The organism is Pontibacillus sp. HN14 (genome assembly GCF_021129245.1).
In the GTDB taxonomy this organism is placed as follows: Bacteria; Bacillota; Bacilli; order Bacillales; family BH030062; genus Pontibacillus.
Map to the genome: position 1 here is coordinate 572,817 of NZ_JAJOLR010000001.1, position 25,389 is coordinate 598,205.

The following is a 25,389-nucleotide window of genomic DNA, read 5'->3' on the forward strand; positions in this document are numbered from 1 at the left end:
AACCAGGCCTTAGACGGCCTGGTTTTTTTTGTATTCATACGCAAAATTTGTTTAGATAAAGTAAAATTCCCTTTTTCGACATTTTCTTTCTTTTGAAGCTGTGTCATAATGGTATATGGATGTAAGTTAAAAAGGCAAAAAGACACTTACGAATCAAAACATAGGACTTAAGGACTAATAAATAGGTCTTTTGGACCTGGAAAACTTTAAAATACATACTAAAAATTGCATAAATAGGGAATCCATCTTATAGACAAAAATTCGACGTTTTCTTACAATTAGCATTATGTAGGTCTGGATACTTATTTTTGAAACCTAAAGGAGGGATTTCGATGTCCATGTTCGGTGGAACAATCCAAACGTTACAACAATCCATGGATTATGCCTCACTTAAGAACAAAACAATATCTAATAACATCGCAAATGTAGATACTCCAAACTATAAAGCCAAAGATGTACAGTTTAAAAATGTACTAAGTCAGGAAATGGGTTCGTTCGATGCTAAAAGAACCAACAGTAAACATATTCCTTTTTCTTCTACTGGTTCTTCCCCTTTTTCTGTTACTTTAAACAGGAATACTGAATACAATCATAATGGAAATAATGTTGACGTTGATCAGGAAATGTCAGACCTTGCTAAAAATCAAATCTATTATCAGGCACTAGTGGATCGCTTGAACGGTAAATTTAGAAGCTTAGAGTCTGTTATTAAAGGTGGGAGATAATCATGGGGATCTTTAATTCATTTAACGCGAGTGCCAGTGCACTAACGGCTCAACGATTAAGAATGGACGTAATTTCATCTAATCTAGCAAATGCGGAAACAACAAGGGCCAGTCAGACAGAAGATGGCCAGTGGCAGCCTTACAGAAGAAAAATGGTGGAGTTTCAACCTAAAGGAGAAACATTTCAGTCTCATTTACAAATGGCTATGGGAGCAAGTAGTACCCCTGCTGAAGGAGTCGAAGTGTCTGAGATCCAGAAGGATGATTCTCCTTTTAAAATGGTGTTTAACCCTAATCACCCTGATGCAAATGAAAATGGTTATGTGGCGATGCCGAACGTCGACCCTTTAAAGGAAATGGTCGACTTAATGAGTACAACCAGGTCCTATGAAGCAAATGTTACCGCGATGAATGCGAGTAAAAGCATGCTTATGAAAGCGTTAGAAATTGGACGTTAAAGACTTTTAAAGAGAGGGAGATTCTTATGGATCCAATTGCTCTACAGGCAGGACAAGTAAATTTACAAACATCCCAAATGCAAAAGAAAATTTCGCCTAACGAGGCTCAATCGGCATTTGCTACTAGTTTGAAAAATGCTATACATAGCGTTAATGATGCCCAAGTCCAATCTAATTTAAAAACCGAACAACTTGCTAAAGGTGAAATAGATAATCTCCATGACGTAATGATTACAGCCAAAAAAGCTAGTATTACATTGCAAACGGCTGTAGAAGTACAAGGTAAAGCGGTAGATGCATACAAGGAGATTATGAGAATGCAAGTATAATCAATCAACATCATTACTACATTCAACAACGATTACACATGATTTACCAAACGGTTTAGATGATGTTTAGCACGGGGGCTATTATGAGAGAAAAGCTACAATATTATAAAGAAAAATCTAGCGAATTTTGGAAAGGGCGAAGTTTGCCTCAAAAAATTCTGATGGTTGGAGCTGTTATCAGTCTGATCGCTTTAATTGTTGGAGCAAGCCTTTTTGCTTCTAATCCGAAACTTGTGCCTCTTTACAATGATTTATCCGTCCAGGAAGTAGGGCAAATTAAAGAGGAGTTAGATGCTAGAGGAGTTAAATATGAGTTAGGAAATCAAGGAACGACGGTAATGGTTCCCGAAACTTCAGTAGATGGGTTATTGGTCGATTTAGCTGCCCAGGGTCTACCTGATAGTGGAAGCATTGACTACGGATTCTTCAGTGATAACACTTCTTGGGGGATGACGGATAATGAGTTTGGCGTCATGAAAATTGATGCTATGCAAACCGAATTGTCTAACTTGATGAAGCAAATTGAAGGAATCGAAAATGCAAAAGTCATGATTAATATGCCAGAGGAAAAGATCTTCGTAGGTGAAGAGAAACAGACAGCTTCAGCTTCCATCGTTGTGAACGTAAATAAAGGTTATCAACTAAAAGAAGATCAAATCCAATCGTTATATCACCTCGTTTCTAAGGCGATACCAAATCTCCCTACAGATAATATCGCCATTATGGACCAAAACTTTAAGTATTTTGACCCAAAAAAATCTAGTTCAATAGCCTCAGGTCAATCTTATGAGTATCAACAATCGGTTAAAGATGATATCCAAAATGATATTCAAAGAAGAGTTCAGCAGATGCTAGGCATGATGATGGGACAAGATAAAGTAATGGTGTCCGTCACAGCTGATGTCGATTTCACACAGGAAAATCGCACAGAAAACCTTGTACAACCTGCAGAAGATGGCGAAGAAGGATTGCCGGTTAGCGTCGAACGTATCACAGAAACATATACAGGTGACCCTGGTGATGTAAACGCAGGGGGAACTGTGAATAATGGAAACGATGTCCCAACTTATCAAGGTGATGGTGAAGAGGGGACAAACGGCGATTATGAAATGATGAAAGAGACGATCAATAATGAATTTAACCGAATTCAGAGAAATATCGTAGAATCTCCATATAAAATTAGAGATCTAGGTATACAGGTAGCAGTTGACCAGAATAAAGATAGCGCGGAAAATGGCGCCATTCAACAGCTTTCAGCAGCTGAACAAGCTACTCTTTCTGAGAGTATTACATCTATATTGAGTTCTATTGTATCAACGAGTATTGATCAAGAATTTGGTCCGGTTGAACCAGAGAATAAAGTTTCGATCGTGTTTCAGGAATTCAATGGTAAGCCGGAATTTAATTCGGAACCTTCCCCTACTATTCCGGTTTGGGTATATATAGCAGGAGGAATTTTACTCGTTGTTGTTGCAAGCTTAATTTGGGTTCTATCCAGAAGAAGAAAGCAACAAGATTTAGAAGCCGAAAACTATGTGGAACGAGAGCGAACTCCAGTAGAGGTCCCTGCTATGGAGGAACCTGAAGAGACGGAAAGTTCAGTAAGACGTAAGCAACTCGAACGTATGGCGAAAGAAAAACCAGAAGACTTCGCGAAATTATTACGTTCATGGATCGCAGAAGATTAGGAGTGAGTACATATGGCAAAGCAAAAAACAGGACTAACAGGTAGACAAAAAGCAGCCGTTCTCCTCATATCCTTAGGTCCAGATGTTTCTGCCCAAGTATATAAACATTTAACAGAAGAAGAAATTGAGAAGTTGACCTTAGAAATTTCTTCTGTAAAAAAAGTAGAACCGAATCAAAAGGAAGAGATTTTAGATCAATTCCATCAGATCGCTTTAGCGCAGGACTATATTTCTCAAGGGGGAATCGGCTATGCGAAAACAGTTCTAGAAAAAGCCCTTGGTGATAAAGAGGCTTCAGCGATTATCAATCGGTTAACATCATCTCTTCAAGTTAAGCCGTTTGATTTTGCGAGAAAAGCAGACCCTTCCCAAATTCTAAACTTTATTCAAAATGAGCATCCTCAAACGATTGCGTTAATTTTGTCTTATTTGGATTCAGAGCAGTCTGCTCAAATTTTGTCTGAGCTTCCTCAGGAAATGCAGGCAGATATAGCAAGAAGAATTGCAATCATGGACTCCACATCACCAGAAGTGATCAATGAAGTGGAGCAGATTCTTGAAAGAAAGCTCTCTACTACTGTTACACAGGATTATACCCAAACAGGTGGGGTAGAAGCGGTTGTGAACGTTCTTAATGGTGTTGACCGGAGTACTGAGCGCACGATTTTAGATTCCCTTGAAATTCAAGATCCTGAACTAGCAGAAGAAATTAAGAAACGGATGTTCGTATTTGAAGATATTGTCACCCTTGATAATCGAGCCATTCAACGTGTCATTCGTGATGTAGATAATGAGGACCTCATGCTATCTCTAAAAGTTGCTAGTGAAGAAGTTAAAGAAGTTGTATTTAAAAATATGTCCTCTCGCATGAGTGAAACCTTCCAAGAAGAAATGGAATATATGGGTCCTGTGCGACTACGTGAGGTAGAAGAATCACAAACCCGGATTGTGTCCATCATTAGAAGGTTAGAAGAGGTAGGGGAGATCGTCATTGCTCGTGGCGGAGGTGACGATATCATTGTTTAACCCGGAGAATAAAGGGCGTGTAATTGGGATAAAACCCGTTCGCCCGAAGCCTCAAAGCGAAGCTTCCGAACAATCTTCTAAGCTAGCAGATTCCGTTATGGAAGAAGCAAATCAACAAAAAGATTATGCTGATCAAATAGTTCGGGAAGCAGAAGAAAAGTCTGACCGTCTTTTAAAAGAAACACAAGAAAAAATTAAATCCCTGCAAAATGACTGGGAGGAAGAAAAGGTCAAACTCGAACAAGCAACAAAGGAAGATGCTTTTAATAAAGGGTTTGAGTCTGGTGAACAAGATGCTTTTAAACAATACGAAAGTCTTATTGAAAAAGCTCATACCATCATAGATCAAGCCACTCAGGATTATTATGCGAAGATTGCAGATAGTGAAGAAACTATCCTTCACTTAAGTTTGAAAGCTGCTTCAAAAATCATGAATCAGACTTTAACTGAACGTCCAGAAACTTTTCTCCCTATTGTGAGGGCGGTCATTGATGAAGGAAATAATACAGATGAGCTTCGAATTTATGTACATCCTGACCAATACGAAGAGGTGCTTGCACAAAAGTCCGAGCTCCAGCTTATTCTGGACCACCAGGCAGAACTAACGATTTATCCTAAGACAAACTTACAACCGTTCCAATGTTACATGGAGTCTTCTTATGGAAGAGTGGATGTGAGTATTGATAGTCAACTGGAAGAGTTAAGAACCAAACTATTTCGCCTGCTAGAGGAGGCTGAATAAGTGAGAGTCAGAGAATTGCTTCATTCAATAGACGAGCTTGAGACGTATAAGCGCTACGGGAAGATTATTCGAGTTGTGGGTTTAATGATTGAATCAAAGGGTCCAGAGGCGAGTGTCGGAGAAGTTGTAGTGATTCATTCAAGCCCTAAAAGAGGAGAGACAATCCTTGCAGAAGTGGTAGGGTTCACGGAAGAGAAAGTACTTCTTATGCCTTACTCAGAAATTACAGATATTGCTCCAGGTTGTTTAGTAGAAGCAACCGGCGAACCTCTTCAAGTCAAGGTCGGAAGAGGAATGATTGGTAGTGTATTGGATTCTTTAGGTAGGTCGATGTATGAGTCCTCCTCTTTAAAAGGATTAAGACCTTATCCGACAGATCAATCTCCTCCAAACCCTCTGTCAAGGCCTCCAATCGAAGAACCAATACAAGTAGGAGTGCGATCAATCGATACGCTATTAACCGTTGGAAAAGGTCAGCGTGTTGGAATATTTGCTGGTAGTGGAGTTGGAAAAAGTACACTCATGGGGATGATTGCTCGAAATAGTGGAGCGGATATTAATGTTATTGCCCTGATCGGAGAACGTGGTCGTGAGGTTCGAGAATTTATTGAGCGGGATCTAGGTGAAGAAGGATTAAAGAAATCAATCGTTGTAGTAGCAACATCCGATCAGCCTGCATTGATGCGGATAAAAGGAGCTTACACAGCTACGGCCATAAGTGAATACTTTCGTGATTTAGGGTTTGATGTGAATTTAATGATGGACTCCGTAACGAGGGTGGCTATGGCTCAGCGGGAAGTGGGGTTAGCAACTGGAGAACCACCTACCACAAAAGGATACACGCCCTCTGTATTTGCCATTTTACCGAAGTTACTTGAAAGAACAGGAACCAATAAGAACGGTTCCATTACAGCTTTCTATACTGTTTTAGTTGATGGTGATGATTTAAATGAACCGATTGCAGATACAGTACGAGGAATATTAGATGGTCACTTTGTTTTAGATCGGAAACTAGCTGAACAAGGTCAGTTTCCAGCCATAAATGTCTTGAAATCCATCAGTCGTGTTATGAACCACGTTGCAGAGCAGGAGCATTTAGATGCTGCTGAAAGGATGAGGAGTCTATTAGCCACATACGAAGAGAATCAAGAACTCATCCAGATCGGAGCATACCGAAAAGGAAGTTCGAGAGAAGTGGATGAAGCCATTCAATATCATCCTCAACTGATTTCCTTTTTAAAACAAGGAACACATGAACCTGTCCAAAACGAAGAGGCCATAAGGCAACTGATCCAAACAGTAGGGAGGGGTGGATCGTCATGACAAGCTTAAGTACTTTTCATAAATTGTTAGATTTGAAAGAACAAGATAAACATGTGGCTCAAAAGAATTATCAAGATTCCATGGATCAGTTTGAAGATGTAGCCACGCGTTTGTATCAATTGTTGAAAAAGAAAGAAAATGCAGAAGCTTATTATGAAGCAGAAGTTCAGAAAGGTTTAAGTATTACCGCGTTACATAGTCATCATGCATATATCGAGCAACTATCGCAGCAAATTGAAGAAGTTCAGCAAGTGGTTCAAGAGGCGAGAAATAACATGAATGATAAGCAAGGCATGCTCTCTGAATCACATATTGAATACAAAAAATACGAATTGTTGATTAATCGTAAAGTTGAACAACAGCAAATAAAAGTTCAAACGTTTGAGAAACAGATGATGGATGAAATATCAGTCCAACAATATATTAATCAAGGAAATTAGGTGTAAGACAATGGCTAGTTTAGAAGAGCCAAAACAAAAATCGAGTAAATTCCAGTGGTTTGTGTTTGTCATCCTAATTCCGCTTATCCTAGCTATAACTGTAGCTCTGATCATTATGACGGTGGCAGGAGTAAATATTTTTGAGAAAACAAAACAGTTCACAAATGATATACCCGTTATCTCTACAATGGTAAACCAAGAAACTGAAGAAAACCAAGGAGATCAAACGGTGGAATTAGAAGCCACAATAGAGGACCAAAATGCTCAATTAGAAGAGTTACAATCGCAATTGACTGTGAAAGATCAAAAGATTAATGAGCTTAACAACGAGATTGAGAAGCTTACGAATCAATTAAATGATAAAAACATGTCAGACAAGAATAAAGAAGAAGTATTATCCAACCTTTCCTCGTCATTCAAAAACATGGATCCTGAAGAAGCGGCGGCAATCGTTTCTAAACTTGATCAGGTGGCATCTGTTAATCTATTGGAAAAATTACCGAATGATGAACGGGGGAAAGTGTTAGCAGCTTTAGACCCTGAACTAGCTGCTACTATAACGAGCGCTCTTATGAGTAGGTGAGAATTTAAATTTTGAAAGGGGGTGAAATTGTGAATGGAAATGTAGCATTGCTCCAGCAATTGGGTGTTAAGGTGAACAGTAAACCTACAAAAAATTCCCCACCGCCTTCCTCAGCTTTTACAAATAAGTTAGAAGCTGTACTTGCTAATGTTACCAAGGAGGGAGATGGGAAACCTCTTTATAAAAATATTAGAGAAATATTGGATAAAGAAACAAAGTTATCTAGTTTAGATAAAGAGTTAAAATCTCTCCTAAACGACCTTCAAACTATTCTACAATCAAGCAATAATGATGAAGTGGCTTTTGAGGATATTATTAAAGGCGTAAAAGGTAGTGCAAATTGGGAAGTGTTATCAAAAAAAGCGAAGAGTAATATTAAGACCTTGGCTGCTAGTGATGACATTAGCATTATTCTCAATTCTTTGAAAGAAATGCTTCAACCAAAGTCAGGTTTTAATGAAGACCCAGCTGAATCTTTAGAGTCCTCTATAGAACAATTGGTGGCGCTAGATGGTTGGCTAGCAAACTCTAATGGCAATAATGTGGAAAACGTTCAATTGAGAGAAATGCAAAAAAAGATTGAAAATATTACCACCGATTTAATTACTATTTTACAAGAATTCAATACATCAAAAGAAAATTCATTAATATCCGCTTTTAGTCTAGAGGGACAGCTAAATCCTGTATTTAATTCTGTAGATGAGTCAAAAGTTAATAGTGAGAGCTTGAGAATAATAGCTTCAAATCTGAAAAACACCTTACAAAAGCTTAATCAGTTGAGGGAAAGTCATATTTCAGATAACACCTTGAAAGCATCAGCTATTTATAAAGAACTTCATTCCATTGCAGAGCAATTGCTTAAAATGGATAAGAGTGGGCAAACGAGTTTTTCTGAAATTAAACCCTCGTTGGAACAATTAAAAAATTCAAAGGCGGTAATGGGTTTTGAACATGCATTAGAAAATCTAAGGAAGCGTTCAGATTTATCTGTCAAAAACCAGTATACCCACAATGCCAGTGTCACTACTAAAGAATTCGGTAAGTGGATTCAAAATGCATGGAACCGAATGGGAGATAAAAACGATTCAATAGCAGACGCAAGTCTTAAACCAACCTCATTTACTAGTGCTAATGACAGCATGGTGATGTCTAAACAAGAACAAATGGTAATTAAATTAAGCCCAAATACTCAAAGCGATCAAACGATGCAAAAACAGCTCATAGAGGAATTTCAGAAAGTGATGAGCCGAAGTCGCTTTTCAATGAACAAAGCAGGATCTCAATTGTCTATTAAACTCAACCCCGGTTCGTTAGGGGATATGATGGTGAAAATGACGCAGCAAAATGGAGAAATGATGGTTAAGATCATGGTTACGACACAGGCAGCAAAAGATATGCTTGAAGGAAACATGAATCAGCTACGTCATATGTTTTCACCAAACCAAGTACAGGTTGAAAAGCAAGATGTAACGATTCAGGCAGATCAGTCTTTCACATTTGATAAAGAACAAGATCATAAAGAGGATGAAAGACCACAACAGGAACAAGAACAGAATGTAACTGAAAATGAAGAAGAGGAATCCATTCGTTTTCACGATGTATTAATGAATGAAAAGGTGTAGGTGATGACAATGACTAGTATTGATCCATCGCTTTATTTAAAGTCACAGCAACAAACACGCACAGTTGATGCAGGAAGTAACAGCATGTTAGGGAAAGATGACTTCCTAAAAATCCTGATGACCCAACTCCAAAATCAGGATCCGACAAGTCCTATGAAAGATAAAGAATTTATTTCTCAAATGACGAGTTTCTCGACGCTTGAGCAAATGACAAACATGTCTTCTGCTATCGAGAAACTATCACAAGCCCAGAATTTCGCTCCGATCGTCAAGTACAGTTCGATGATTGGTAAACAAGTTTCCTACGAGATTGTAAATGAAAATGGGACCGTTACAGGTGCTGAAACGAGTAAGGTGCTAGCTGTTACAAAAAAACAAGACGCTATAGAACTGGAACTTTCCAATGGACAAACGATTTCAACAGAACGTATTAAAAGGGTCGCTGATCAACAAGAAGTGGGCACTACTGTTAATGGGAAAGAAGATGAATCTGTATAAGATCTATAGAAAGAAGGAGGTAACATGGATCCAAGAATCCAGTCGTTACACACTCATCCGCTAACCATTCCGAGTAAGAAAAAAGCATCATCCGTAAAAGAAGGCGGCTTTCAAGATGCGCTTCGCCAGGAACTTTCTGGAATAAAGCTGAGCAAACACGCCAAGCAGCGATTACAAGAGAGAAATCTCCACATATCTGATGCAGAATGGGAAGCGATGGCAAACCGTATGAAGGAAGCGAAACATAAAGGGGTAACAGATTCCCTTGTGTTAATGAAGGATAAGGCACTTGTGGTCAGTACAAAAAACAACACGGTTATTACAGCCATGAATAAAAAAGAAGCGACTTCACAAGTATTTACGAACATTAATGGAACGATTGTGATGGAAGACTAGGTTGGACCTTCGGGAGGCCTATACGCCGCGGAATGACTGAAGCGGCAAATCTATTAATCTACCTAAAAACGAAAGGGATGAACGAAATATGTTACGTTCAATGTACGCCGGGATCTCCGGTATGAAAGGTATGCAAACGAAGTTAGATACAATCGGAAACAACATTGCCAATGTAAATACGTCAGGGTATAAAAAAGGGCGCGTGACGTTTGAAGATATGATGAGTCAGAACCTATCTGCGGCTGAAGGTCCTATCACAACTGACAATGGTGGAACAGCTACACCTTTTCGAGGGGGAATTAACCCTTCCCAAGTTGGTCTTGGATCCCAATTAGGTTCCATTGATAATATTCACACTCAAGGTAATCGCCAAACAACAAATCGCCCCCTTGATTTGTCGTTAGAAGGCGATGGGATGTTTGCGCTTGGACAGAATAGTGGCGGGGAAGATTTCGGCGACTTTACTAATGCTGATATTTCGTTTACAAGAGCTGGGAATTTTTATCTTGACCAAGAAGGTTTTATTGTAAATGGTTCTGGTAAATATTTATTAGGCTCTACAGAGGGCTATCCTGATCCTGATCCCGGAAGCACAACAGGAACTTTGGTTGAAAAGGGTAGAATACAAATTCCTCCTACTGCTGAAAGTTTTAGTATACAGTCTGATGGTACTGTAAATTACGTAGCGGGAGGAAATACGCTAGCTGCTGGCCAAATTAAAGTAGCTAAGTTTTCTAACCCTGCTGGACTTCAGAAAGTTGGTGCAAATGAGTTTATTAATTCAAATAATGCTGGTTTGCTCGTCGCTGATGAAGACGGTGATGGTAGTACAGCTGGTGAATTTTTTGACAAACCGGCAGATTTAGTGGCGCCTGGTCAAAATGGAGCAGCTTCAATCGTTTCAGGCTCCCTAGAAATGTCCAACGTTGACCTTGCAGAAGAGTTCACAGAAATGATTACAGCACAGCGTGGTTTCCAGGCGAATACCCGTATTATTACGACATCTGATGAGATCTTACAAGAACTCGTTAACTTGAAGCGATAAACTAGACAACCTGACTAGAAAAGGGAGGCTGGGAGCCGCTTTTTAAGGGCTCCCTTATACATAATGATTTCATTAACTCGATTAAACGGTGAGTCGTTTACATTAAATGCGATTTACATAGAACAAATTCAAGCTCATCCAGATACGACAATTACATTAAGTAGTGGCCGGAAGCTTCTTGTTCGAGAGAAAGAAGAGGAAGTCATTACATTAACCAAACAATTTTACAGGCAGATTGGACTTGCAAGTATTAGTGTCCAGGAAAAGGAGGGATCCTAACTTGAATCCAAAAATACTTAAAGCTATGGTCATTAGCCTGGTTGTCATTACGGTCGGAGGCGTCGTTGCCCTTATCTTAATCTTAAACTCTAGTAGTCAAGCAAGTGGAGAGCCGACGATCGATGAGTTGCGTGACTATTCCATTGAAACAGACGAGATTACGACTGACTTAAAAGATGATCGTTTTGTCCGGATTCAATTTAGAATTGTAACAGAGAGTAAAGATGCTAAAGAGGAATTAGAAAAGCGGGACTTCCAGCTTAAGAACATCTTAATTAAAGAACTATCCCCTATGGATGAAAAAGAATTTAAAACGGGTGTTGAAAACCTCGAAGCGATGATTAAGACCCGCCTTAACGAATTAATGACAGAAGGTAAAGTTACAGAAGTCTACACCATTAAGAAAGTTTTACAATAATACGAATGATTGCACCTGATTGGAGGTGACGTTTTGGCAGAAGAAGTTCTCTCTCAAAATGAGATCGATGCACTATTATCCGCCATATCAACTGGAGAAATGGACGCAGATGATTTAAAAAAGGAAGAAAAAGAACGAAAAGTACGAGCTTATGATTTTAAAAGGGCGTTACGATTTTCTAAAGATCAGATTCGCAGTTTAGCGAGGATCCATGAAAATTTTGCTCGGCTACTCACGACTTATTTTTCGGCTCAGTTAAGAACCTATATTCATATCTCTGTTGCCTCAGTAGATCAAATTCCTTACGAAGAGTTTATAAGATCGATTCCAAAAATGACGATTTTAAACGTCTTTTCCGTCGAGCCTTTAGATGGACGAATTCTACTAGAAGCCAACCCAAACATTGCTTACGCTATGCTTGATAGAGTTCTTGGGGGGAAAGGCGTCAGTGTTAATAAAGTGGAAAGCCTTACAGAAATTGAAACGAACTTGATGTCTCAGCTTTTTGAAAAAGCGATTGATAACCTTCAAGAAGCGTGGAGTTCTGTGGTCGATATAAATCCAGAGCTTGAAGAGTTTGAGGTAAACCCTCAGTTTCTTCAAATGGTTTCTCCTAATGAAACGGTTGTTGTTATATCCTTAAATACAGAAATCGGGGAATCCTCAGGCATGATTAACATCTGTATTCCACATGTGGTGTTAGAGCCGATTATTCCAAAACTTTCTGTTCACTACTGGATGCAAACCCAAACGCCTAATGAAACAAGCCCTGAGGAGTACCAGTCCCTCTCAAAAACAATCCAGAAAGCAGAAGTGGATGTAAAAGCCATATTAGGTGAGTCTCGGATTACTGTTGATGAACTGTATCATCTTGCTAAAGATGATGTGATTCGGTTAGATCAGTTAATTGAGGATCCTATGAAAATTAAAGTTGATGAAGAAGTTAAATTCCTAGCACAGCCTGGACAGGTGAAAAAGAAAGTAGCTGTCCAAATATTAGACGAATACCGAGGGGGGGACGACGATGATGAGTGATGATATGCTTTCACAGGATGAAATTGATGCCCTGTTAAATGGAACAGCCGATACGGGCGGTTCAAACGATGACCAACCATCTAATGACGAGTATTTAACTTCTTTAGAACAAGATGCACTAGGGGAGATCGGAAATATTTCGTTTGGAAGCTCTGCTACAGCACTATCGAGTCTGTTAATGCAAAAGGTGGATATAACGACGCCGTCGATTTCAATTATAAAGAGGTCAAATCTAGCGGATGAATTTCCTGAACCGAATGTAGCCATTCAAGTCGAATATACAGAAGGATTCTCAGGAATGAATCTGTTAGTGATTCAACAAAGTGATGCTGCTATTATTGCGGATTTGATGCTTGGAGGGGATGGGACATCACCATCTGAAGAAATGAATGAAATTCATTTGAGCGCTGTACAAGAAGCCATGAATCAAATGATGGGTTCAGCAGCCACGAGCATGTCGACAGTCTTTAATAAACGAGTGGATATTTCTCCACCAAGTATTGATTTATTGCATGTAAAAGAAGGAGAAGGAACAGAGCAAATTCCAGATGAAGATCTTGTGAATGTTAGTTTCCAACTTAAAGTTGGGGAGTTAATTGATTCAAAGATTATGCAAGTCTTGCCGATCGAATTTGCTAAAGACCTTGTGGACCAACTGTTGAATCCTCCTTCAGGTGATGAAGAACTGTTACAAGAAGCAGAACCACAGCAAGAGCCAAAACAAAATGCGGAAAGAGTAGAAAGTGATCAAGCAGCGCAACAAGATCATACTGCCTCGGCAAGAACAGAACCTTCTCAAGTACAGCACAATGTGGCCCCATCACAGGAACCGGCTCAACCTCGAGAAACGCAATACATGGGGGGCATGAGAGAAGAAGATTCAAGCCAGGTTCAACAAGCCGTATTTAGTCAATTTGAGCCTCCATCTTTGCAGGATCAGGAAAAGCGTAATTTAGATATGCTGATGGATATTCCGCTTAAAGTAACAGTGGAACTTGGGCGTACAAAACGAACGATTAAAGACATCTTGGAACTATCTTCAGGTTCGATTGTAGAGCTTGATAAATTAGCAGGGGAACCTGTAGATATTCTTGTGAATGATAAACCCATTGCACAAGGAGAAGTGGTTGTGATTGACGAAAACTTTGGGGTTCGTGTTACAGAAATACTTAGCCAGCAAGAACGGCTGAAAAAATTACAATAGATTGTTACTAGGAGGATATGTATGGCTAGCAAAATTTTAATTGTAGACGATGCAGCATTTATGAGAATGATGATCAAGGATATTTTAACAAAGAACGGGTTTGACGTTGTGGGTGAAGCTCAAGACGGAAGTGAAGCTGTCGATAAGTATAAAGAATTACAGCCAGACCTTGTCACTATGGATATTACAATGCCTGAAATGGATGGGATTAGTGCACTAAAAGAAATTAAAGGCCTTAACGGGGATGCCAAGATTATTATGTGTTCCGCAATGGGGCAACAAGCGATGGTCATAGATGCCATACAAGCGGGAGCGAAAGACTTCATTGTGAAACCATTTCAAGCAGACCGAGTGCTTGAGGCTATAAATAAGGCTTTAGCATAAAAGGGAGGAACTATGAGTAAGCAGTTATTCATATGGGTGAGCGCCCTCATCATCATAACGGCTTTTTGGCCATCATCAACGACTATTTCTGCACAACCAAGTGTAGAAACTTGCTTAGAAAATCCGGCCCTTGAAGGATGTGGGGATTATGGTTCATCTAAAGATGTTGAAGAAGAGGAACAATCTATCCCCTCTTCTTCGCCTGCTTCTTCTGAAGGGTCGATGCTGTTAGATTTGATTAAACTCATATTGGCTCTAGCCTTTATTATCTTTTTAATTTATATACTTTTAAAGTTTATGAATAAGCGAAACAAAAGCATTCATCCTTCAAAAGCGATGGAGAATCTTGGGGGAGTCCCTCTTGGACAGAACAAATCATTGCAAATTGTTCGCATAGGACAACAAGTATATGCAGTTGGAGTAGGAGAAAATGTTGAATTAGTTACAGAGATCAAGGATGAGCACACAATAAACGAGTTGACGAAGAAGAAAGAGCCGGACGTTCAGAGCTTTTCTCCATCCTTTATTAAACAATTATTGCCTCAAAAAAAGGCTTCTGGTAAGGATGAAGAAAAATCATATAACGATCAATCGTTTCAAAAATTATTTCAAACTGAACTATCTTCTTTAAAGGAGCGAAGGAAGCAGCTTGTAGAAGCGGAAAAGAGAAAGAAAGAGGATTCAAATGAATGAATTTATTAATCTATTTGCAGACTCAGATCCAACAAACGTAGCAACATCTGTAAAACTTCTGTTGGTGCTAACCGTCTTATCCATTGCTCCTGGAATTTTAGTTTTGATGACAAGTTTTACGCGAATTATTATTGTTTTGTCATTCGTTCGTACGTCCCTTGCCACACAACAGATGCCTCCAAATCAGGTATTAGTGGGTCTTGCATTGTTTTTGTCATTTTTTGTAATGGCGCCTACCCTTCAAGAAGTAAATGAAGAGGCCCTTACCCCTTTGTTCAATGAGGAGATCTCATTAGAGGAAGCTTACGAGAATGCCAGTGTACCTATGAAGTCATTCATGGCTAAACATACAAGAGAGAAAGATCTTGCCTTGTTTATGAATTATGCTCAAATGGAGAAGCCAGAGACTGTTCAGGACATACCGTTAACAACGATGGTTCCGGCCTTTGCTATTAGCGAGTTAAAGACGGCGTTTCAGATGGGGTTTATGATTTTTGTTCCCTTTCTTGTAATTGATATGGCTGTAGCAAGTATTCTCATGTCAATGGGGATGATGATGTTGCCTCCTGTCATGATCTCACTTCCATTTAAGATCCTGCTTTTTGTTCTTGTGGATGGTTGGTACTTGATTATGCAGTCGCTACTAGAAGGTTTTTAACAACAGGAGGAGATCTTAAATGAATAGTCAGTTCGTTATATCACTAGCTGAGAAAGGCGTCGTAACCGTCTTAACGATAACAGGTCCATTGCTTATATTAGCTTTATCAGTAGGGTTACTTGTTTCCATCTTCCAGGCAACAACTCAGATTCAAGAACAGACCCTTGCCTTTATCCCTAAAATAGTGGCTGTGATGGGTGGCCTTGTCTTCTTTGGACCTTGGATGTTAACGAGAATGGTGGAATTTACAGCCACAATCTTTGAGAACTTAAATCAGTTTGTAGGGTAGGTATGATTAGTTTAATTGACCTTTCCAAAGTGCCTGGACTTTTATTAATCTTTATGCGAGTCACCGCGTTCTTTGTTACGCTGCCGCTATTTTCATACCGAAACATGCCTACTCAGCATAAAATAGGATTTAGTGCATTTTTAGCTCTTTTAATGTATTTCACAATCGATGTGCCTGTGATTCTTCTTGATGAGACATTTATCCTGCTTATTCTAAAAGAGGCTCTGGTAGGGTTGCTAGTAGGTTTTATAGCTTACTTGATTTTAGCAGCCATTCAAATTGCAGGAGGTTTTATCGATTTTCAAATGGGTTTTGCTATTGCGAATGTCATTGACCCTCAAACTGGCGTGCAAAGTCCGTTAATTGGTCAATACCTTTATACATTTACATTGTTATTTTTACTCGCAGTAAATGGTCACCACCTTTTAATTGATGGGGTTTTTTACAGTTACGAGGTGATCCCTATGAACCAGGTTTCGATTCCTTTTGGAGAAGGTTCCATTGCAGAGTTTGTGGTCTTTACCTTTAATAAAATGTTTATCGTAGCCTTTCAAATGGCGATGCCTGTTGTGGGTTGTTTGTTTTTGGTTGATGTGGCTTTAGGGATCATAGCCAGAACAGTGCCTCAGCTAAATGTATTTGTTGTTGGGTTACCGCTTAAAATCTTTGTGAGTTTCGTGGTTATTATTATATCGTTTGGAATGTTCTCGATACTTGTAGAGAATTTATTTGAATTCATGCTTGTCACGATGAGAGATCTAATGTCACTGATGGGAGGGGCTTAAATGGTGAACAAATTACGGTTGGATCTTCAGTATTTCTCTGGAGAAAAGACTGAGAAAGCAACACCTAAAAAGCGTGAGGACTCCCGGAAGAAAGGACAAGTTGCAAAAAGCCAGGATGTGAACACGGCTATATTGCTCTTTACGGTTTTTTTAGTGATGTTAGTCATTGGTGGTTTTTTAAGAGATCGGTTTACGCGTTTGTACAGGCATACTTTTCAAGAATACATAACATGGGAAGTCACAGAGCAAACTGTTCATCAAATGTTACTACAAGTAACAATGGAGATGGCCATTACAGTAGCTCCACTTATGGGGGCGGCAATCGTGGCGGGGCTTGCAGCGAATTATTTGCAAATTGGGTTCTTATTTACCGGAGAACCATTGAAGATGGATTTAAAGAAGTTAAACCCCATACAAGGAGCAAAAAAGATCTTCGCAGCACGAGCACTGGTTGAATTGTTGAAGTCTTTGTTGAAGATTGGCTTTATAGGTACAGTTACATTTACGGTGTTATGGATCAGACGGGGCGATTTATTAGAAATGTCTCAAAAAAGTGTGGAGAGTGCTGTTAGTTTTTTCGGGCAAACCACTGTCATAATGGGACTGGCTGCTTCTCTATTACTGCTTTTGTTATCAAGTATTGATTACATTTACCAGCGGTATGATTACGAGAAAAATATTCGAATGTCCAAGCAAGATTTGAAAGATGAGCACAAAAATATTGAAGGGGATCCTCAAATTAAATCCAAGATTAAAGAACGTCAACGACAGATGTCACAGCAGCGAATGATGAGTGAAGTGCCGGAAGCGGATGTAGTTATTACAAACCCCACCCACTTTGCCATTGCGATAAAATACGATGAGGACAAGGCACAAGCCCCTTATGTTGTTGCTAAGGGTGTCGATTATGTTGCTTTAAAGATAAAAGAAATTGCCAAAGCGCATGACGTGACAACCGTTGAGAATCGACCGTTAGCAAGAGCATTATATGATCGATCTGAAATCGACCAACCTATTGGGGAAGAATTTTACCAAGCGGTTGCTGAAATTCTAGCTTACGTCTATAAACTGCAAAAGAAAGCGTAACAGTAGGGAGAGAAATTCATGGCCATAAGAGACTTATCGGTATTGGTTGGTGTTATCCTAATCATCGTCATGTTAGTGATTCCAATGCCACCTGTACTCTTAAGTATATTTATACTCATTAATATTACATTAGCTTTAATTGTCATTTTAGTGGCAATGAATACAACAGAAGCGTTACAGTTTTCTATATTTCCATCCCTCCTATTATTACTGACGTTATTCAGGTTGGGATTAAACGTATCCACGACTCGTTCCATCTTAGCGAACGCAGAAGCTGGAGGAGTGGTTTCAACGTTTGGAACATTTGTAACCGGCAATAGTGCCCTTGTTGGTTTTGTCATTTTTGCCATTCTAGTCATTATTCAGTTTCTTGTCATTACAAAAGGGGCTGAGCGTGTATCAGAAGTGGCTGCAAGATTTACATTAGACGCCATGCCAGGTAAGCAAATGAGTATCGATGCTGATTTAAATGCAGGTTTAATTTCTGAACAACAAGCTAAAATGCGAAGAGAAAAAATTGAAAATGAAGCAGATTTCTACGGTGCAATGGATGGTGCTAGTAAGTTCGTAAAAGGGGACGCCATTGCAGGTATCATAATCGTTTTAATTAATATTATTTTTGGACTTATTATCGGGATGACTCAAAAAGGGTACGGATTCTCTGAAGCTATTGATACATACATGAGGCTAACAGTTGGAGATGGATTAGTCAGCCAAATTCCGGCCTTACTTATTTCCACTGCCACAGGTATTGTAGTTACACGAGTTGCATCTGAAGGAAATCTCGGAACAGACGTCTCCACCCAGCTATTAAGATATCCAAAACTTCTATACATTGCAGCAGCAACGATCTTTATGCTTGGTTTGACACCAATTCCAATACTGATCACGACTTTTATAGCAGGTGTTTTAGCATTCGGAGGTTACTGGTTATCGAGGGATGTAGCGTTAGACCAAGAACCTGATCCTGAAGAAGAAACAGAACAAGAAAGTTCTGATATGAAGTCTCCGGAGAACGTTGTGAGTTTGATCTCTACCGACCCTATTGAATTTGAATTTGGGTACGCGTTAATCCCTCTTGCAGATACGAATCAAGGCGGGGATTTACTGGATCGAATTGTTATGATCCGTCGTCAACTTGCCATTGAATTAGGGCTCGTTATCCCTGTTGTGAGGATAAGAGATAATATTCAGTTAAATCCAAATGAGTACCGTTTGAAAATCAAAGGAAACGAGGTAGCAAAAGGGGAGCTTCTCCTTGATCATTACTTGGCTATGAGCCCAGGCGTTGAAGAAGATAGTGTAGAAGGTATTGATACTCAAGAACCTGCATTCGGTTTGCCTGCAAAATGGATAGCTGAAGAGGTTAAAGAAGATGCGGAGATGTTTGGTTATACTGTTGTAGATCCTCCTTCTGTGGTGTCCACCCATATAACCGAAGTCATAAAGCAGTATGCCCATCAACTATTAGGAAGACAAGAAACGAAACAGCTCATCGATCATTTGAAGGAATCTTACCCGATTTTAGTAGATGAGGTCACGCCTGAACCTCTCTCTGTTGGTGAGGTCCAAAAAGTGCTTGGGAAGTTACTACGTGAGAACGTTTCGATTAAAAACTTACCTGTTATTTTTGAAACGCTCGCAGACTTTGGGAAAATGACGAATGATACAGAGCTTCTTGCTGAATACGCCAGACAATCATTAGCGACCCAAATTACACATCAATATTCAGCAGGTCAAAATGGACTGAAAGTCATTACCGTTTCAGGAAGAGTAGAAAAGACAATAGCTGAACATGTTCAACAAACAGAACATGGCAGCTACCTTGCGCTAGACCCAGAAACACAACAACAAATTGTTCAGTCTGTAGCAAGCCAGGTTGAACAACTCTCCTTGCAGGAAGAAACGCCAATAGTATTGTGTTCACCTGCCACAAGAATGTATGTGAAACAACTATTAGAACGCTTCTTGCCTCAAGTTGCGGTTCTGTCATATAACGAATTAGAACCAAGTATAGAGGTACAAAGTGTTGGGGAGGTGAACGTAGCATGAAGGTAAAGAAATACCGGGCACCCACTATGCCTGAGGTCATGAAAAAGGTCCGGAATGAGTTAGGAACAGATGCGGTGATCTTGAATTCTAAAGAAGTTCACGAAGGCGGCTTCCTGGGAATGTTTAAGAAGAAATCTATTGAGGTGGTTGCGGCTATTGACCCTGAACCAAAGCGAACTCAACAAAACCATGCCGCACCAACTACAGAAAAGATAAACAAAGAAGTTTCGGAGTCGAAACAAATCAAGCCGAGCCAGAATGTGTATGAAGAATTGCAAGAATTGAAGAAATTAATGAAAAATCAACCAACGAATAGTTCTGTTTTGTATCCTGGGGTTCTTCATAAGCTTTACACTCACCTAATCAATCACGAAGTATCAGAGCATATAGCCAAGCGTCTGATTGATCCGCTGGTAGAACATTACTACATTGCAAAGGGAGATATTGATCTTGAAACAGCTCGAGAGTGGCTAAAAGATCGTCTCTTTTCAGAACTTGAAGGAATTCCATTTGGGGGAATTGATTTTAAGAAGAAATACATTCATCTTGTTGGGCCTACCGGTGTCGGGAAAACAACTTCTATTGCAAAAATTGCAGCGGATTGTGTTTTGAATCATCGAAAGAAAGTGGCCTTCATCACGACAGACACGTTCCGGATTGCTGCTATTGATCAATTGAAGACTTACGCAAAGATATTAGACGTACCAGTAGAGGTAGCTTATAACCTCAATGATTATAAGAATGCCAAAGAAAAATTTTCTGACTGCGATGTTGTGTTGGTTGATACGGCGGGACGAAACTTTAAAGATGAAAATTACGTCCGGGAATTAAAGGAAATAGTAGATTTCGAGGAAGAAGTAGAAACGTATCTTGTTTTATCGATAACGAGTAAAGCGAAAGATATTGAAGCGATCTATCAACAGTTTAACGGTGTTCCTATAAAGCGGCTAATCTTCACAAAAGTAGATGAAACAGCTCATTATGGAGCAATGATTAATATGATGATGAAATATCATATCGGGGCGGCTTATCTAACGGATGGACAGAATGTGCCAGACGACATTCGAGAAGCATCTCCTGAGCGAATAGTTTCTCGGTTCGTAGGAGGTCTTTCCGATGAATGATCAAGCATCCAACCTCCGTGAAAAGCTAAAACATATTCAGTCTTCAAATGAAGCGAAAACAATAGCGGTTACGAGTGGAAAAGGGGGCGTCGGTAAATCGAACTTCGCTCTTAACTTCGGCCTCTCGTTAGCCGATAAGGGAAAACGAGTGCTGTTATTTGATCTTGATATTGGCATGGGAAACATTGATATCCTAATGGGGCTGACTCCGAAAAGATCCATCGTAGACATGTTCGAAAACAATTTATCAATCTATGACATTATTGAAGAAGGACCTAAATCCCTTTCTTATATTGCGGGAGGGTCAGGGTTATCTACCATTTTTAATTTTCATGATGGGCGTATGGACTATTTCTTTGATCAATTAGAGAAGCTGATGCAAAGTTATGATTATATTCTTTTTGATATGGGTGCAGGGATTACCCGTGAAGGAGTTCACTTTATCCTTGCGAGTAACGAATGTATTGTCGTGACAACCCCAGAGCCCACTTCTTTAACGGATGCTTATGCCATGATGAAGCACATTGATCAAAGGACAAAGGAGCTACCGATTCGGGTTGTTGTCAATCGTTCTTTCTCTAAAAAATCCGGTCAGGAAACGCTTCACCGATTACAATCTGTAGCAGAGAAGTTTTTAGACCGTACTGTTTATCCCCTCGGGATTCTGCCAGATGACCGAACGGTAGTAAAAGCTGTCACAGCTCAAGTACCTTATACCATGTATAACGATAAAGCATCAGTGAGTAAAGCGTTGAAAGATATTGTTCATGATTATATCGGAGATGGAAGTTCGATCGCGCAACCAAAGCGTTCATTCTTATCCCGGCTAAAGCATTCTTTATTAGAAAGGTAGATCGAATATGAACACCATTCGAGTATTGGTTGTCGATGATTCTGCCTTTATGAGAAAAATGATTCGGGATATTCTCGAAGCAGATCATCGGATTACGGTAGTTGGAACAGCAAGGAACGGAGAAGACGGACTTCTTAAGGTACAACAGTTATCTCCGGACATCATAACACTCGATGTAGAAATGCCTAAAATGGATGGTCTAACCTGTTTAAAAGAGATAATGAAAAATCACCCACTTCCTGTGGTTATGTTATCTAGTATGACTAAAAGTGGTGGGGAGAGCACTTTAAAAGCTATGGAATACGGCGCAGTTGATTTTATTGAAAAGCCTTCTGGTGCCATTTCTTTAAACATAGAGTCCATAGCTGAACAAATTGTAGGGAAAGTCATAGCAGCTTCAAGGGCGAATTTAAGAGAGGTTCAAAAAGCGCAGCAACCTCCGGTAAAGACGATTCATCCAAATCGATTTGCTTATTCAAAAAGCAAGCAAGATTTAGTAGCGATAGGAACTTCCACAGGGGGGCCTCGTGCTCTACAGCAAGTTCTTACAGCGCTGCCAGGAAACTTCCCTGCACCGATTGTAATCGTTCAGCACATGCCTCCTGGATTTACTCAATCTCTTGCGCTTCGACTTAATCGTTTGTGTAAGATTTCGGTTAAAGAAGCTGAGCATCAAGAGGTCCTCAAACCTGGTGTTGCGTACATAGCTCCTGGAGACTACCACATGAATATTCAACAGCAACAAACGAATTTAACTATTCACCTAGATCAGGCAGAGGCTAATAAAGGTCACAGACCAGCAGTAGATGTACTGTTTAACTCTATTGCTCACTTGCAACCGCTTAGTATGATTGCGGTTGTTATGACTGGGATGGGTTCAGATGGAGCACTAGGTGTAGAGCGGTTAAAAGCATCTAGCCATGCTGTAACTGTGATCGCAGAGTCAGAAGAATCATCCATTGTATTTGGAATGCCTAAAGCAGCAATTCTAACTAATTTAGTGGATGAAATTGTACATGTAAATGAGATCAGCCTAGCCCTCATGAAAAGGATAGGCGGACATAAGGGGTGAAGGTTATATGGAAATGAGCCAATATTTAGAGGTTTTTATTGAAGAAAGCAAAGAGCATCTACAAACTGTGAATGATTCTCTGCTGAAGCTAGAGAAGAATCCAGAAGACTTAAGTATTGTCCAGGAGATTTTTCGGGCTGCTCATACATTAAAAGGTATGTCAGCTACAATGAATTATCAGGATTTAGCAAATCTAACCCATAAGATGGAAAATGTTTTAGACCTCATTCGAAATCATAAAATTCACGTAGACAGTGACTTATTAGATATTATTTTCGATGGTGTAGATGATTTAGAGGCCATGGTAGGTGATATCGCAAGTGGTGGTCAAGGAGAGCGGGATGTTAAGGAAGTTGTGGAAAAACTTGAACGAATCGAAAAAGGGGAAACCCCAACTTCGGTCCAAAAATCCGAGGCGGTTTCACAGATGGAAGAAAACCATTCACATGATCATCCAAATCAACTTATCTTGGATGAATTTCAACGGACGTTATTAATGGAATCTGCTGAACAAGGGTTCTCAAATTATGAAATTACCGTTACCTTAACACAGGATTGCATGTTGAAAGGCGCAAGGGTATACATGGTGTTTGAAGTGTTAGAACAAGTAGGGGAAGTGGCTCAATCAGCTCCTTCAGTTGATCAGTTAGAGGAAGAGAATTTCGATTTAGAATTTAAAGTTCTTCTACTTTCAACTCATGAGAAAGAAGATATTAAAGCTCGTATATTAAAAGTTTCAGAAATTGACACTGTTCATGTCGTACAAGTAACTGCTGAAGACTATGTAACTGCTAATTCAGCAGAATCAAAAGAATTAAATAATGTGTCCTCTGAGCAAGAGACAAAAGAGAGTATTGAAAATGCGTCTGTAGCAGTTGCTGTGAAGGAAAAGTCAACTACTTCCGAAGCCCAAAAAACGAACGAAAACACACCCCAAAAGGCGGCTCAAAGCAAAACCATACGGGTAAACATTGACCGGTTAGATGTGTTAATGAACTTATTTGAAGAGCTCGTAATTGATCGAGGGCGCTTAGAGCAAATTTCTACAGATTTAAACCATTCAGAACTTCAAGAAACAGTTGAGCGCATGTCCCGTATTTCTGGGGATCTACAGAATATTATCCTCAATATGCGTATGGTTCCTGTTGAACAAGTATTTAACCGATTCCCTCGAATGGTGCGTCAATTAGCAAGAGATTTAAATAAGAAGGTGAACCTCGTTGTCGAAGGAGCTGAAACAGAGCTTGATCGAACTGTTATTGACGAGATTGGAGACCCGCTCGTTCACTTAATCAGAAATTCTCTTGACCACGGCATTGAGACACCAGAAAGTCGTGTGGAAAAAGGAAAACCAGAGGAAGGGAACCTTAAACTCCAGGCTTATCATAGTGGTAACCACGTCTTCATAGAGATTTCTGATGATGGCGGAGGAATCAATAGGGATAAGGTTCTTCAAAAAGCAATGAATAATGGGCTTGTCACCGCCGAGCAGGCATCTAGTTTAACCGATCAGCAGGTCTTTGATTTTATTATGTCTAGCGGGTTCTCGACTGCTGATAAAATCTCGGACGTCTCAGGGCGAGGTGTTGGATTGGACGTTGTGAAGAACACAATTGAATCACTTGGTGGTTCTATAACCATTGATTCTGCACCTGATCAGGGTTCTGTTTTTTCTATTCAATTACCTCTGACGTTATCAATCATTTCCGTTATGTTGGTTGAGGTACAACAAGAAAAATACGCTGTTCCTCTCTCATCGATAATTGAAACGGCAATTGTAAAGAAAGAAGATATTATGCATGCTCATAATAAACAAGTAATTGACTTCAGAGGACGCGTGGTTCCTCTTGTGTCCCTTGAGGATGTGTTTGAAGTGCCTCAAGAAACTGAGAAGGGTGACTATTATTCAATCGTAATCGTACGTAAGGGAGAGAAGATGGCTGGGCTTGTTGTAGATTCGTTCATAGGGCAACAAGAGGTTGTTCTCAAATCGCTCGGAAACTATCTCCAGAACGTATTCGCCATTTCGGGAGCCACTATTCTTGGCGATGGTCAAGTTGCGCTTATTATCGATAGCAATGCACTTATTAAATAAGGGGGTAAAGGGCAATGGAAAATCATGCAGAAGACGTGAAAGTAATTGTGTTCCAATTACAAAATGAAGAATACGGAGTCCCTGTAGGACGAGTTGGTTCGATTGAAAGAATGATGCCGATTACACGTGTGCCACGGACTGTTTCTTTCGTAAAAGGTGTGATGAACCTAAGAGGGGTGGTCACACCCATTATAGATTTGCGGGAGCGCTTTGGTATTGAAGGTACTTCTTACGATGAGAGTACCAGAATTATTATCGTGCACCTTGATGATATGGAGGTTGGGCTTGTGGTGGATTCGGCTAATGATGTCATTGATATTCCAAGTGGAACCATTGAGCCTCCACCAGAAGTAGTTGGAACAGTAGATGCTGATTACATAAGCGGAGTGGCAAAGTTGGACCGCCGACTTCTGATTCTCTTAAATTTAGAAGAAGTGCTTTCTGAACAAGAAATAAGACAGTTGCAGTCTATTGAAGGTTAAAAGCA

The 25,389-nt window shown here is 39.8% G+C and carries 29 protein-coding genes; all 29 read left to right on the forward strand.

Going from position 1 to position 25,389, the window contains the following annotated elements:
• The first annotated feature begins 332 nt into the window (after positions 1-332).
• The 29 genes from flgB (at position 333) to LQ226_RS03045 (ending at position 25,384) form a co-directional block, all read left to right on the forward strand.
• The gene (gene flgB / locus LQ226_RS02905) at positions 333-725 is read left to right on the forward strand and encodes a flagellar basal body rod protein FlgB (RefSeq protein WP_231416338.1); all 393 of its coding nucleotides are present in this window, start codon (positions 333-335) and stop codon (positions 723-725) included.
• 2 nt (positions 726-727) lie between these two features.
• A complete protein-coding gene (flgC, locus tag LQ226_RS02910) occupies positions 728-1,183 on the forward strand; it encodes a flagellar basal body rod protein FlgC (RefSeq protein WP_231416339.1) in 456 nt (151 codons plus the stop codon).
• Positions 1,184-1,260: 77 nt separating this feature from the next.
• Entirely contained in the window at positions 1,261-1,512 is a 252-nt protein-coding gene (gene fliE, locus LQ226_RS02915) for a flagellar hook-basal body complex protein FliE (RefSeq protein WP_483313512.1), read from the forward strand.
• A gap of 83 nt (positions 1,513-1,595) precedes the next feature.
• Positions 1,596-3,200 (forward strand): flagellar basal-body MS-ring/collar protein FliF, encoded by a 1,605-nt coding sequence (fliF, locus tag LQ226_RS02920; protein WP_231416341.1) that lies wholly within the window; start codon positions 1,596-1,598, stop codon positions 3,198-3,200.
• Positions 3,201-3,212: 12 nt separating this feature from the next.
• Positions 3,213-4,226, forward strand: coding sequence for a flagellar motor switch protein FliG (gene fliG / locus LQ226_RS02925; protein WP_231416342.1), 1,014 nt, complete (start codon positions 3,213-3,215; stop codon positions 4,224-4,226).
• Complete coding sequence (fliH, locus tag LQ226_RS02930) at positions 4,207-4,968, forward strand: flagellar assembly protein FliH (RefSeq protein WP_231416343.1); 762 nt, start codon at positions 4,207-4,209, stop codon at positions 4,966-4,968. The genes fliG and fliH overlap by 20 nt, the downstream gene beginning before the upstream one ends.
• Complete coding sequence (gene fliI, locus LQ226_RS02935) at positions 4,969-6,291, forward strand: flagellar protein export ATPase FliI (RefSeq protein ID WP_231416344.1); 1,323 nt, start codon at positions 4,969-4,971, stop codon at positions 6,289-6,291.
• Positions 6,288-6,731 carry a flagellar export protein FliJ gene (gene fliJ / locus LQ226_RS02940; RefSeq protein ID WP_231416345.1) on the forward strand — a complete coding sequence of 148 codons (444 nt, stop codon included), beginning with the start codon at positions 6,288-6,290 and terminating at the stop codon, positions 6,729-6,731. Before fliI ends, fliJ begins: the two co-directional genes overlap by 4 nt.
• Positions 6,732-6,741: 10 nt before the next feature.
• Complete coding sequence (locus LQ226_RS02945; protein WP_231416346.1) at positions 6,742-7,314, forward strand: MotE family protein; 573 nt, start codon at positions 6,742-6,744, stop codon at positions 7,312-7,314.
• Between the two features lie 29 nt (positions 7,315-7,343).
• Positions 7,344-8,936, forward strand: a complete 1,593-nt coding sequence (locus tag LQ226_RS21095) for a flagellar hook-length control protein FliK (protein ID WP_231416347.1) — start codon at positions 7,344-7,346, stop codon at positions 8,934-8,936.
• A 9-nt stretch (positions 8,937-8,945) separates the two neighbouring features.
• Entirely contained in the window at positions 8,946-9,434 is a 489-nt protein-coding gene (gene flgD / locus LQ226_RS02955; RefSeq protein ID WP_231416348.1) for a flagellar hook assembly protein FlgD, read from the forward strand.
• 24 nt (positions 9,435-9,458) lie between these two features.
• Positions 9,459-9,830, forward strand: coding sequence for a TIGR02530 family flagellar biosynthesis protein (locus tag LQ226_RS02960; RefSeq protein WP_231416349.1), 372 nt, complete (start codon positions 9,459-9,461; stop codon positions 9,828-9,830).
• Positions 9,831-9,918: 88 nt separating this feature from the next.
• Positions 9,919-10,875, forward strand: coding sequence for a flagellar hook-basal body complex protein (locus LQ226_RS02965; RefSeq protein ID WP_231416350.1), 957 nt, complete (start codon positions 9,919-9,921; stop codon positions 10,873-10,875).
• A gap of 63 nt (positions 10,876-10,938) precedes the next feature.
• Positions 10,939-11,154, forward strand: a complete 216-nt coding sequence (locus LQ226_RS02970; protein WP_231416351.1) for a flagellar FlbD family protein — start codon at positions 10,939-10,941, stop codon at positions 11,152-11,154.
• A 1-nt stretch (position 11,155) separates the two neighbouring features.
• Positions 11,156-11,572: a flagellar basal body-associated protein FliL gene (fliL, locus tag LQ226_RS02975; RefSeq protein ID WP_231416352.1), complete on the forward strand. Its 417-nt coding sequence runs from the start codon at positions 11,156-11,158 to the stop codon at positions 11,570-11,572.
• A 33-nt stretch (positions 11,573-11,605) separates the two neighbouring features.
• The gene (fliM, locus tag LQ226_RS02980) at positions 11,606-12,607 is read left to right on the forward strand and encodes a flagellar motor switch protein FliM (RefSeq protein WP_231416353.1); all 1,002 of its coding nucleotides are present in this window, start codon (positions 11,606-11,608) and stop codon (positions 12,605-12,607) included.
• Positions 12,597-13,811: a flagellar motor switch phosphatase FliY gene (gene fliY, locus LQ226_RS02985; RefSeq protein WP_231416354.1), complete on the forward strand. Its 1,215-nt coding sequence runs from the start codon at positions 12,597-12,599 to the stop codon at positions 13,809-13,811. The genes fliM and fliY overlap by 11 nt, the downstream gene beginning before the upstream one ends.
• Positions 13,812-13,832: 21 nt before the next feature.
• A complete protein-coding gene (locus tag LQ226_RS02990) occupies positions 13,833-14,195 on the forward strand; it encodes a response regulator (protein WP_231416355.1) in 363 nt (120 codons plus the stop codon).
• 12 nt (positions 14,196-14,207) lie between these two features.
• Entirely contained in the window at positions 14,208-14,888 is a 681-nt protein-coding gene (locus LQ226_RS02995; protein WP_231416356.1) for a flagellar biosynthetic protein FliO, read from the forward strand.
• On the forward strand, positions 14,881-15,546 hold the full coding sequence (fliP, locus tag LQ226_RS03000) for a flagellar type III secretion system pore protein FliP (RefSeq protein ID WP_231416357.1): 666 nt from the start codon (positions 14,881-14,883) through the stop codon (positions 15,544-15,546). Before LQ226_RS02995 ends, fliP begins: the two co-directional genes overlap by 8 nt.
• 19 nt (positions 15,547-15,565) lie before the next feature.
• The gene (gene fliQ, locus LQ226_RS03005; RefSeq protein WP_036778720.1) at positions 15,566-15,835 is read left to right on the forward strand and encodes a flagellar biosynthesis protein FliQ; all 270 of its coding nucleotides are present in this window, start codon (positions 15,566-15,568) and stop codon (positions 15,833-15,835) included.
• A gap of 2 nt (positions 15,836-15,837) precedes the next feature.
• Entirely contained in the window at positions 15,838-16,620 is a 783-nt protein-coding gene (gene fliR / locus LQ226_RS03010; RefSeq protein ID WP_231416358.1) for a flagellar biosynthetic protein FliR, read from the forward strand.
• Entirely contained in the window at positions 16,621-17,706 is a 1,086-nt protein-coding gene (flhB, locus tag LQ226_RS03015; RefSeq protein WP_231416359.1) for a flagellar biosynthesis protein FlhB, read from the forward strand.
• 18 nt (positions 17,707-17,724) lie between these two features.
• Positions 17,725-19,758, forward strand: coding sequence for a flagellar biosynthesis protein FlhA (flhA, locus tag LQ226_RS03020; RefSeq protein WP_231416360.1), 2,034 nt, complete (start codon positions 17,725-17,727; stop codon positions 19,756-19,758).
• Positions 19,755-20,882 carry a flagellar biosynthesis GTPase FlhF gene (gene flhF / locus LQ226_RS03025; RefSeq protein ID WP_231416361.1) on the forward strand — a complete coding sequence of 376 codons (1,128 nt, stop codon included), beginning with the start codon at positions 19,755-19,757 and terminating at the stop codon, positions 20,880-20,882. Before flhA ends, flhF begins: the two co-directional genes overlap by 4 nt.
• Complete coding sequence (locus LQ226_RS03030) at positions 20,875-21,735, forward strand: MinD/ParA family protein (protein ID WP_231416362.1); 861 nt, start codon at positions 20,875-20,877, stop codon at positions 21,733-21,735. Before flhF ends, LQ226_RS03030 begins: the two co-directional genes overlap by 8 nt.
• Before the next feature lie 7 nt (positions 21,736-21,742).
• Positions 21,743-22,807, forward strand: a complete 1,065-nt coding sequence (locus tag LQ226_RS03035; protein ID WP_231416363.1) for a protein-glutamate methylesterase/protein-glutamine glutaminase — start codon at positions 21,743-21,745, stop codon at positions 22,805-22,807.
• Between the two features lie 7 nt (positions 22,808-22,814).
• On the forward strand, positions 22,815-24,902 hold the full coding sequence (locus tag LQ226_RS03040; protein ID WP_231416364.1) for a chemotaxis protein CheA: 2,088 nt from the start codon (positions 22,815-22,817) through the stop codon (positions 24,900-24,902).
• A 14-nt stretch (positions 24,903-24,916) separates the two neighbouring features.
• Positions 24,917-25,384, forward strand: a complete 468-nt coding sequence (locus LQ226_RS03045; RefSeq protein WP_231416365.1) for a chemotaxis protein CheW — start codon at positions 24,917-24,919, stop codon at positions 25,382-25,384.
• The last annotated feature ends 5 nt before the right edge of the window (positions 25,385-25,389 follow it).